We start from the raw sequence: 9881 nt of genomic DNA on the forward strand, positions 1-9881 counted from the left end.
TGAAGGATATAACAGCATAATTAGGCACTTTCTGGCAAGATTGAGAAGAAAGTCAAAGTGTTATACTAAGAGTCTTGAAATGCTGAAGTACTCTGTTCTTCTTTTGATGAAGTACAGAAATAAAGAGTTACCTATGTTTAGTTAACAATGCCATATTCTTATGTAGTATTTGTTGTAATTGTTCGGGAGATATACAAATGGCTAAAAGGACCTTATTGATGCTATCTATAATTCTATTGACATGCTCTCTTCTGTTCTCCGGATGTGTGGGACAGAATGGCAATGAGCTCAATGCTGTGCAGACCGACGTGCAAAACGATGTGCTCTATCAGGTATCGACAATCGATGCCCTGCTTGAGGGACTTTATGATGGTGAGGTAACGATCAAAGAGCTAAAAGAAAAAGGCGATACAGGCCTTGGAACCTTTAACACACTCGATGGTGAGATGATAGTGATAGACGGTGAGGTCTATCAGATAAGGACCGATGGTCTCGCGTATCTGGCAGATGATACCATGCTTACGCCTTTTGCGGCGGTCACTGCTTTTGAAGCAGATGAAGTCATTGTTATGCAAGAGAAGATAAATTCTTCAGAGGTCGCTTTTATGCTGGAACAGGCATTGCCTTCTAAGAATATCATGTATGCTATTAGAATAGATGGCAATTTCAGCTCGATGAAGGTTCGCAGCGTTCCAGCACAGGAAAGGCCATATCCTCTACTTGTGGATGTCGTTGCAAGTGAACAGGTCGTTTTCGAACATGAGGATGTGGAGGGCAGCATCGTAGGTTTCTGGCTTCCTTATTATATAGAGGGCATGAATGTTCCCGGATATCATTTCCATTTTATCGACTCAGAACGTGTCGAAGGTGGCCATGTTCTTGATTATACGCTTATCGATGGTACTGTGAGCATAGACCACACAACAGGCTTTGAACTTCTGCTTCCAAGCGATGATGATTTTCTTTCCGCCGATCTTCTAAGGGACAAAGGGGAAGAGTTGAGCGTTGTGGAAAAGGATGACTGAGATAACTATTACCTGGTGATCGACTATCAATCCAGATAATTTCAGCTCACCCATGATTCTTAAATAGGTTTGTAGCAATAATGCGCTAAAAACGGAGATTATTATCCCATTTAAAAAGGTGAATATATGTACGCAGATAGAATCAACGCATTACCCCCTTATTTATTCGCAACTATAGATGAAGCTAAAGACGCTGTAAAAGCAAAAGGAGTCGATGTGATCGACCTTGGTATCGGCGACCCTGATATGCCTACTCCTGAACACATCGTTGAATCCATGTGTGAAGCTGTCAGAGACCCTGCAACCCACAGATATCCTTCATACACCGGTATGATCGAGTTCAGGGAAGCTGTGGCAAACTGGTGCAAGGATACACGCGGTCTCGAGCTTGATGCTGCAACGGAGACATTGACACTTATAGGTTCAAAGGAAGGTGTTGCACACATCCCTCTTGCTTTTGTCAACCCTGGCGATGTGGCATTGATCCCTGATCCTGGATATCCTGTTTACAAGATCGGAACCCAGTTCGCAGGCGGAGAACCGCACATCATGCCTCTTCTTGAGGAGAATGGCTTCCTTCCTGACTTTGACGCAATTCCTGCTGACAAGCTTGCAAAGGCAAAGCTCATGTTCCTGAACTATCCGAACAACCCAACATCCGCTACTGCTGATGTGAAGTTCTTCAAAGAGGTCGTTGAGTTCGCAAAGAACAATGACATCACCGTTGTTCACGACAACGCATATTCAGAAATGGTCTATGATGATTACACTGCACCAAGCTTCCTCAGTGTTGATGGGGCAATGGATGTCGGTATGGAACTTTATTCCATGTCCAAGACCTACAACATGACTGGATGGAGACTTGCATTCGCTGTTGGTAACAAGGACCTCATAAAAGGCTTTGGAAAGGTAAAATCCAACATCGATTCCGGTGCTTTCGATGCAGTTCAGAGAGCTGGTATCACTGCAGTCTCAAGCTCACAGCAGTGTGTTGCTGATATGAACAGCATCTATCAGAAAAGGCGTGATGCACTTCTCAAGGGTCTCAGAGGTATCGGTCTTGACGCAAAGGCACCAAAAGCAACATTCTACATGTGGGTTCCTACTCCTGATGGATACGATTCCATGGGGTTCTCAAAGCTCTTGCTCGAAGAGTCCGGTATTGTTGCAACTCCGGGTGTCGGCTTTGGTGAATATGGTGAAGGTTACATAAGGTTCGCTCTTACACAGTCTGTAGAGCGTATAGAAGAAGCTGTGGCAAGAATGGATAAGCTTACCATCTAAGGTCAGGCAATAACCATACCACAAAAACTACAATAAACGTATAGCAGAATAAATAACAGAACAGTGCCACCATCTCGGTGGCCCATGTTCTTTTTTAAAACGATATCTTCTTCTTTTTAAGATAATTTTCAAACAATGGTGTCTGGTTCAGCCGAAGGCTATCATTGTTTCAAAAGCGAGTTCGGATGAATGTGGCCGCTTCTTATCATGTGGTCGACCAGTACCAATGCCATCATAGCTTCTGCAACGGGGACCATTCGTGGCGGGATAGTTGGATCATGGCGGCCTTTGATGATGATATCGCTGTTCTTCATCTCTTTTGTATTGACCGTGTGCTGCACTTTTGATATGGATGGTGTGGGTTTGACACTTGCACGGCAGATTATGGGCATTCCTGTGGAAAGTCCTCCGAGTATCCCGCCGGCATTATTGGTCTGTGCGATTATCTTTCCATCTTGCAGTACGAACGGATCGTTCATCTGACTTCCCTTCATCTGTGCTGCCTCATTTCCAATTCCTATCTCAACACCTTTGACAGCACCGATGCTCATTATCGCTTTTGCTATATCGGCATCAAGTTTATCGAAAACAGGTTCTCCTATTCCCGGTGGCAGACCGATGGCTATTATTTCGACAACACCGCCTATGCTGTCATGTTCTTCCCGTGCTTTCCCTACCTTTTCGAGCATCCTTTGTGCCGCTTCCAGATCGGCACACCTGACAGGTGTCTTTTCAATGTCTTCCTTTATTGTATCAAAAGGCATCTCTTTTGCACGAATACCGCCAAGTTCTGTCACATGTGCAATGATATCAATACCAAAATTTGAAAGGATCTCTTTTGCAACAGCTCCTGCTGCAACTCTTCCAATGGTCTCGCGTGCGGAAGAACGTCCTCCTCCCCGATGGTCACGGATGCCGTATTTTTCCATGTACGGATAATCTGCATGACCCGGTCTTGGGAGGTCTTTGATATTATCGTAAGAACTCGAATCAGCATCCTTGTTCCATACCATCATGGAAATAGGTGTACCGGTAGCTTTTCCTTCAAAAATCCCTGAAAGGATCTCCACCTTGTCTGCCTCAGAACGCGGTGTGGATACAGCGCTTTGGCCGGGACGCCGTCTGTTAAGTTCTTTTTGTACCATATCTGTGTCAAGGGCAAGTCCTGCGGGGACGCCGTCAATAACGACTCCCAATGCACGTCCGTGTGATTCTCCCCAGGTTGTTATCCTGAAAGAATGGCCAAAGGTATTTCCGGGCATGTTTATCTATTCCATTTGATGCTATTTTATTTTTGTTCTTTCAGAGGGTCAATATGCACCATAACTTCAGAAACACCTTTTATTTTGCTCTTAAGGTGGTCCATCACTTTATGTGATATTGCATGTGCCTCGTAGAGCGGCATATCCGGTCTTACCATTATATGAAGGTCGATATGGATATCTCCAATACACCCTCGGGTCCTTATCTTATGGCAGTTCTCCACACCTTCTATCTCGTAGACAAGTGAGCATATCATGTCTTCTTCAAGCTGGGCTGCATCACAGAGGGTATTACTGCTGTTAAGGATTATACTGACACCTGCCCTGACAATGACCGCTGCTATGATAAGTGATATCAGGGGGTCGATTATGGGGTAACCTGCTTCTATAGCTACCAATGCTACCAGGACCGAAAGTGAAACGTATATATCGCTTCTGGTGTGTATGGAATCTGCAAGCAGGATGTCACTGCTTAACTGTTCACCTTTCCGGCGTTCATATTCGGTGACCATCATGTTAATGGCCATTGTCCCTATCATAACCAGGAAGCTCAGGTTCGTTACATTCGGACGTATGTCCGAAGTGAATCTATCAATTGAATTGTGAATTATTTCGAAACCCACGAAGATGATAAGGGTCGCAATGATGATCGATGCCAGGGTCTCGAATTTCTTATGTCCGTAAGGATGGCTCTTGTCCGGAGGTTTAGCTGCCACGAAAATAGCGATAATACCGACGATGTTGGATATTCCGTCAAAGAGGGAGTGATATCCGTCTGACTTCATACTGAGGGTATTTGTAAGTGTACCATAGACTATCTTTACAAAAGCGACCAGGAAATTCAGTACCAGTATAACTGCTAATATCTGCTGGATCTTTCTTGAGCGTTCGTCCATGGTATATCGCAATTATATATTTGGGTTACATATAAAGGTATGTTGGGGGTTCGGAGCAGTTTAAATAATTATATTGCGTTAATATCACGTATACATCTTGTTAATAATCAAATTTTCATAGTTGAATCATTCATGAGGGTTAACCAATGGTAAAGATCGCAGTTACAGGTAAAGGGGGTGTGGGTAAGACCACATTGTCCGGTACGATTGCAAGGTTGCTTGCAAGGGATGGGTATGATGTGCTTGCTATTGATGCAGATTCGGATATGAACCTTGCATCTTCATTGGGAATTGCTAAGCCGCCACTGCCACTTACGGATTATAAGGAAATGATCGATGAACGTGCAGGTGAGGCTGGCGGGATGTTCAAGTACAATCCAAAGGTCGATGATATCACGGACAAATTCGGTGTTGTTGGACCCGATGGTGTGAAAATGCTCGTCATGGGCACGGTCGAACGTGGCGGAAGCGGCTGTATGTGCCCTGCATCTTCTTTTTTAAGAGCGTTGCTAAGGCATGTGGTCCTGAAGGATTCCAGTGCACTGATCATGGATATGGAGGCAGGTATCGAACATCTGGGTAGGGGAACTACACGTGGTATCGATCTTATGATAATAGTCGTGGAACCTGGAATGCGTTCGATAGAAACTGCGAGCAGGATAAAGGACCTTGCATCTGGTATTGGTGTGGAACATCTTGCTGCTGTTGTTAATAAAGGAAATTCTGCAGATGTCAAACCTAAGCTTGCAGAACTTGGAATTCCTGTACTTGGTGAGATCCCGTTCTCTGCTGAGCTCATGAATGCGGATTTTGAAGGTAAGGCTCCTCTGGATTCGGGACTTGAGGATATCGCTCCATTCGTTGAGATAAAGGACAGAATGCTTGAGATGATCGAAGGCTTCAAAGACGAAGGGACAAAGGATGAGAACTGACTATGCTAAGATCGAGCCGTTCATAACAAAGGACGGTTCTATAATAAGGGAGCTTATGCACCCCGATGGCGGTGGCAGTGAGAAGCAGAGCGTTGCGGAAGCCATAGTTCCCATGGGCAGTTCAACACTTGCACATCGACATCTGGTTGCAGAGGAGATCTATCATATAACAACTGGTAGAGGTCTCATGACCCTGGAGGCTGAGGTGTTCGAGGTGAGTGCCGGTGACACCGTACTGATCAATTCAGGTGTCGCGCACAAGCTTGAAAATACCGGGAGTGAATTCCTGAAGATCCTGTGCTGCTGCTCTCCGGCTTATTCACATGAAGATACTGAACTTCTGGAATGACTACGTCTTCTTCTTTTTCCTTTTTATTCTCTGGAATATGTTCCCATTAGCTCTCCTTCTGCAATGATGTGTTCCTGCATTGCCTGTTCCAGAGCTGTTCTTGTGGAACCTGATCCAAGGTCAAGCATAGTGTCCAGTGCATAGATCCTGAAAAAGTACCTATGTGTTCCTGAAAGTGGACATGGTCCGAAATAATCTGTTCCTTTAACATCGTTAAGTCCCTGTACTCCTGGAATTGTGTTCTCCTTGATAATTGATCTAGGTTCAATGTTCCATACTATCCAGTGGGTGAACGTTCCCTTCGGAGCATCGGAATCATCGACTATCAACACTAGGCTTTCGGCATCTTCAGATAGGATGCCGAGAATAAGTTCCGGATTAATGTTATCCCCATCGCAGGTGTATCGTGAGGGGATTTCCCCCTTGTTCTCAAAGGCGCTGGTCGAGATCGTGAATATGTCCTGTTCTTCGTTGTTGTCCCGCTCCGGTACATAATCCTCGTTCTCAATTATTACCGGTATTGGTTCAGGTTCATCAGTATCAGTGGTTGTACAGCCCGATACTGCTATGATCAGCATTATTGTGGCGAATGTAACGATTTTTATCAATGTAGGCATTTCAATTACCCCTATCTTACATTTGGCTGTACCTTTAATAAATTATATATTGAATAGGCAGTTTTCAACTATATTGTTCGATAAAGTCCTAACAATTATTGGAGGCAATACTGTTGAAAGTGGCAGGAAATATCATATCAAGATTGCAAAAGATCGAAAAGGTCGAAAAGGTTGAGAGGTTCAGGCTGAGCCTTCAGCTTATTGGCCTTGCCATCTTCATTTATTTTGGCTCACAGTCAACATTCTATGTTGTGCTACTGTCCGTTCCTGTTGCTCTGCTATTTGGTCCGGTCTATTGCGGCTGGATGTGTCCAAGGGGCATGTTCCAGAACATCATTGGTTCGATGGGAAAAAGGGTCCTCGGTAAAAGATACAACAAACTTATCCCAAAAAGGATTCATAAGCCGTTACTATATTTCCGCTATGTAGTATTGCTCTTCCTACTGACCGCTCTGGTGCTGTATGAATTACAGCTCATTGATGATTCTCTCATGGAATCTGTGGTAATAGATGGTCTGTTAGTGATCATGGTTGTTTCGATACTGCTTTCCTTTTTCGTGGACAGGGCTGCATGCAGGTATTTCTGTAAGGAAGGTGCAGCAGCTTCATTGACGAACCTGGTCAAGATCAGGAAGATAAAGCGTGATGCTTCGCTTTGCAATTCATGCGGGATATGTGACAGGGTGTGTCCGATGTGGATAGATGTGTCAAAGAAGGATGTTGTCAGGGACACTGCCTGCATCAGTTGTATGAAGTGCGTTCAAAAGTGTCCTGTGGATGCGCTTAGAGTTGAATGAAGCTGGAACATTTATGAAAAAATATGATAAGGTGTTAAACCCGATCAGACCTCAACGCAGTTTTCCCACAGACCGTGGATGCTACAATATCCAAGAGCATAGAATGATTTGTATTCACGAATGTTCTCAAGCTTGAACTAGCAGTCAGATCACTTGAACTGGAGAACTTTGATAATGCAACTGCACCAGCAAGGAATATCTTGAACCTTCAGATGAAAACAAGAACAAGCTTGCTCAGGTTTCTGTGACTGAAATTCAAAATAGATAATATTATCGCAAATGAGGGATTTGAACCCTCTGATTATCATTAGATTAATCTACAGCGTTTGCTGCATAAGCAAAGCTATCCACAACAGGTGACGCAAGAGTTGAATTAGTCGTATATATTACAATGCAAATTAAAGTTAATTTGAATATTTTATAAATTAAAGCTTTTATTTTCATGATAGTATCTCCCCCCTTGTATTTTTTTAATTTTTTAACAACCGAGTTGTTTTGTATTGCTTGCGTCATTGAGTGGATTTCATTGCTTATACAGTTAAAAGCTATCGCATTAGCGACATTGTTTGCATCAACGTTGCCGTTTCAGTATATATGTGTTTTGAATTAGATTCAACTTTCCTTTTTATAGTCCCCCCCTTATTTCTCATGTGCCTATTCTCCAATCAACGACAGAACTTGACATCAACGAGTTTGGAAAAATATTGAGATTATCATTAATCGAATCAATATCGAACAAGCGGAAGCTTTATCTTTACGGTTAGCAGCTGCATTCGTAGCCGGTTCAAACTCGATAACATCCACAATCCACTCCAATACAAGAAGAAACTGGCAGAACAGCAAGAGCGAGCTATCAAGCAATTGACAGATCGATTTTGTAATTAGTTATCAACATCTCTTAATGCCTTAAAATAATATTTCTTAAATATGGGAAGTATTACTGAAATTACAGAGCCTAATATACAATCTTTAGTAAAAAATAAAGATTTTCAAGGAATACTCAATGCATTAAATCATAATGATTCCAAAATAAGATCTGAAGCCGAAGATACTTTTATGCAGGTCGCAAAATTTGATATCCTTGATATCCTTATTCAGTCTTTAGATTGTGAAGATAAGGACATAAGAAGATTTGTTTCGAGAGTACTTGGTGAATGTGGTGACTTGAGGGCTGTAGAACCTCTTATTCAATCGTTGAATGATGAAGATGAATGTGTAGTTGACTATGCTGCTTCGTCTCTTGGTGGCTTAAAGAATAAAAAAGCAGTCGATCCACTCATAAAAATACTATCTCATAAATACTGGGCAGCTCGTAGTTCCGCTGCTTCATCTTTAGGTCTTATTGCTGATTCAAAAGCAATTGATCCTCTCATACAATCTTTATCGGATAAAGTAGATGATGTAAGGTATTATTCAGAAGAGGCACTTCAAAATTTTAATGATAAAAAAGCAATTGAAGCATTGGATAAATATCATGATGATCAGATTCCAATTCATCTTAAACAAGTTGCAAGATCATTCCGAAACTTCAAACAATCAGATTCAATCAGTTCGCTTACAAAATACTTGAGCGATGAAAACGATGAAGTTAGAAAATATGCTGCTAGTCACTTTGTTAGATTAAACGATAAAAGAGCTACAGATGCTTTGATTAAATCTCTTTCTGATAGACTTCTAACTGTCCAGGCTAGTGCTGCAAATGCACTTGGATACATCGGGACGCAAAAAGCGATTGAACCTTTAATTAATAATTTAAATAATGAAGACGCAAAAATCCGAAAGTGGGCAGTGCGCGGATTAGGATTTTCTAAAGAGAAAGCTCCAACAAAGGACATGTTCAATCTGTTAAATGATGAAGAAGAGAGCGTTCGAATTGTCACCTCGAATGCTTTGAGGCGCGCAGGATGTTTATATCAAAAACAAAATATGGATTTAGTTCTCAAAAATATTTATAACACTTCTGAGCGTGTTAGACTGAGTATGGTAGCAAGTCTTGGTGAAATTTGGGATGAGCGAGCTATAAACCCACTCATAGACACATTAAACGATGCTGAAATCAGTATTCGGACAAATGCAGCCGAAGTACTTGGAAACATTGGGGAAAATGCTATAGAACCCCTAGCTCAAATTTTTGAAAACAAACATAATTTTAAAAAGAAGGTAACTATTCAGCCATCCTCACGTTTTTGATATAAACTTAGAATACTCAACACAATTCCATCAGTGCTTGATATTGATTTTACCAAAAAACAATATACTATGCCTCTATTTTAGTCACTCCCTGAAATTCAACCTGGTTTTACCAGGCACGAGGTGATTGATTACGAAACGCAAAGAAATCCTGGCAGTTTATGAACAAGGTCCAGAAGCAGTTGTTACTCTTGTCACCACGTTATACGACATAATTGCTGAACAACAAAAGATCATCGAGTTACAGGCTGCTAGAATAACAGAACTCGAAGAACGAGTTAAAAAATTGGAAGACCAACTCAAGAAAAACAGTCGTAATAGTAGTAAACCACCTTCGACTGATGTTTTTGTTCATGAGAAGCCAAACCCACAAAGCAGACGAAAAAAGAGTGGAAAGAAACAAGGTGGTCAGAAAGGCCATCCTGGAACCACGCTCAGAATGGTAGATGATCCTGATGAAATTGTACTTCATGAAGTGCACAAATGTAGCAATTGCGAGAGTTTACTTGAAACTCTAGAGACCAATGAT

Annotated in this window: 12 protein-coding genes and 1 pseudogene; 8 read left to right on the top strand and 5 right to left on the bottom strand. The window is 42.1% G+C overall.

Translation table 11 applies throughout. The features are described 5' to 3' along the window. The 3 genes and pseudogenes from KDK67_RS12720 to KDK67_RS12730 form a co-directional block, all read left to right on the top strand. Positions 1-145 (top strand): annotated as a pseudogene (locus KDK67_RS12720) (IS1 family transposase); the annotation flags it as partial. Positions 146-197: 52 nt separating this feature from the next. Beyond that, positions 198-1025: an acetolactate decarboxylase gene (budA, locus tag KDK67_RS12725; RefSeq protein ID WP_250869182.1), complete on the top strand. Its 828-nt coding sequence runs from the start codon at positions 198-200 to the stop codon at positions 1023-1025. A gap of 126 nt (positions 1026-1151) precedes the next feature. Then, complete coding sequence (locus KDK67_RS12730; protein WP_250869183.1) at positions 1152-2309, top strand: LL-diaminopimelate aminotransferase; 1158 nt, start codon at positions 1152-1154, stop codon at positions 2307-2309. Positions 2310-2470: 161 nt separating this feature from the next. Here KDK67_RS12730 and aroC read toward each other — a convergent pair whose 3' ends face one another. Both aroC and KDK67_RS12740 read right to left on the bottom strand, forming a co-directional pair. Further along, positions 2471-3571, bottom strand: coding sequence for a chorismate synthase (gene aroC, locus KDK67_RS12735; RefSeq protein WP_250869184.1), 1101 nt, complete (start codon positions 3569-3571; stop codon positions 2471-2473). A gap of 26 nt (positions 3572-3597) precedes the next feature. Then, positions 3598-4467 carry a cation diffusion facilitator family transporter gene (locus KDK67_RS12740; RefSeq protein ID WP_250869185.1) on the bottom strand — a complete coding sequence of 290 codons (870 nt, stop codon included), beginning with the start codon at positions 4465-4467 and terminating at the stop codon, positions 3598-3600. Between the two features lie 146 nt (positions 4468-4613). Between KDK67_RS12740 and KDK67_RS12745 the strand changes: the two genes are divergently transcribed. Then, positions 4614-5399, top strand: a complete 786-nt coding sequence (locus KDK67_RS12745; RefSeq protein ID WP_250869186.1) for an ATP-binding protein — start codon at positions 4614-4616, stop codon at positions 5397-5399. After that, on the top strand, positions 5389-5748 hold the full coding sequence (locus tag KDK67_RS12750) for a cupin domain-containing protein (protein WP_250869187.1): 360 nt from the start codon (positions 5389-5391) through the stop codon (positions 5746-5748). Before KDK67_RS12745 ends, KDK67_RS12750 begins: the two co-directional genes overlap by 11 nt. Before the next feature lie 23 nt (positions 5749-5771). Here KDK67_RS12750 and KDK67_RS12755 read toward each other — a convergent pair whose 3' ends face one another. Next, positions 5772-6365, bottom strand: a complete 594-nt coding sequence (locus tag KDK67_RS12755; RefSeq protein WP_250869188.1) for a YbhB/YbcL family Raf kinase inhibitor-like protein — start codon at positions 6363-6365, stop codon at positions 5772-5774. A 119-nt stretch (positions 6366-6484) separates the two neighbouring features. On the opposite strand from KDK67_RS12755, the gene KDK67_RS12760 reads away from it, so the two are divergent. Further along, positions 6485-7162, top strand: coding sequence for a 4Fe-4S binding protein (locus KDK67_RS12760; protein WP_250869193.1), 678 nt, complete (start codon positions 6485-6487; stop codon positions 7160-7162). Between the two features lie 44 nt (positions 7163-7206). On the opposite strand, the gene KDK67_RS14475 is transcribed toward KDK67_RS12760, so the two are convergent. Then, a complete protein-coding gene (locus tag KDK67_RS14475; protein WP_338101269.1) occupies positions 7207-7284 on the bottom strand; it encodes a desulfoferrodoxin family protein in 78 nt (25 codons plus the stop codon). Between the two features lie 190 nt (positions 7285-7474). Then, positions 7475-7675 (bottom strand): hypothetical protein, encoded by a 201-nt coding sequence (locus tag KDK67_RS12765; RefSeq protein ID WP_250869190.1) that lies wholly within the window; start codon positions 7673-7675, stop codon positions 7475-7477. Positions 7676-8089: 414 nt separating this feature from the next. Between KDK67_RS12765 and KDK67_RS12770 the strand changes: the two genes are divergently transcribed. Together KDK67_RS12770 and KDK67_RS12775 are read left to right on the top strand one after the other, a co-directional pair. Continuing rightward, positions 8090-9352 (top strand): HEAT repeat domain-containing protein, encoded by a 1263-nt coding sequence (locus KDK67_RS12770; RefSeq protein ID WP_250869192.1) that lies wholly within the window; start codon positions 8090-8092, stop codon positions 9350-9352. A 127-nt stretch (positions 9353-9479) separates the two neighbouring features. Then, on the top strand, positions 9480-9881 hold a 402-nt coding region (locus KDK67_RS12775), incomplete at its 3' end, for a DUF6444 domain-containing protein (RefSeq protein WP_276575161.1).

This window comes from Methanococcoides seepicolus (assembly GCF_023684405.1).
Classification (GTDB): Archaea; Halobacteriota; Methanosarcinia; order Methanosarcinales; family Methanosarcinaceae; genus Methanococcoides; species Methanococcoides seepicolus.

Bases quoted from the DNA above. Each gene is read 5' to 3' on its own strand.
- KDK67_RS12765 (WP_250869190.1), bottom strand. From the start codon at position 7,675: ATGACGCAAGCAATACAAAACAACTCGGTTGTTAAAAAATTAAAAAAA.
- aroC (WP_250869184.1), bottom strand. From the start codon at position 3,571: ATGCCCGGAAATACCTTTGGCCATTCTTTCAGGATAACAACCTGGGGA.
- KDK67_RS12740 (WP_250869185.1), bottom strand. From the start codon at position 4,467: ATGGACGAACGCTCAAGAAAGATCCAGCAGATATTAGCAGTTATACTG.
- budA (WP_250869182.1), top strand. From the start codon at position 198: ATGGCTAAAAGGACCTTATTGATGCTATCTATAATTCTATTGACATGC.
- KDK67_RS12730 (WP_250869183.1), top strand. From the start codon at position 1,152: ATGTACGCAGATAGAATCAACGCATTACCCCCTTATTTATTCGCAACT.
- KDK67_RS12745 (WP_250869186.1), top strand. From the start codon at position 4,614: ATGGTAAAGATCGCAGTTACAGGTAAAGGGGGTGTGGGTAAGACCACA.
- KDK67_RS12755 (WP_250869188.1), bottom strand. From the start codon at position 6,365: ATGCCTACATTGATAAAAATCGTTACATTCGCCACAATAATGCTGATC.
- KDK67_RS12750 (WP_250869187.1), top strand. From the start codon at position 5,389: ATGAGAACTGACTATGCTAAGATCGAGCCGTTCATAACAAAGGACGGT.
- KDK67_RS12770 (WP_250869192.1), top strand. From the start codon at position 8,090: ATGGGAAGTATTACTGAAATTACAGAGCCTAATATACAATCTTTAGTA.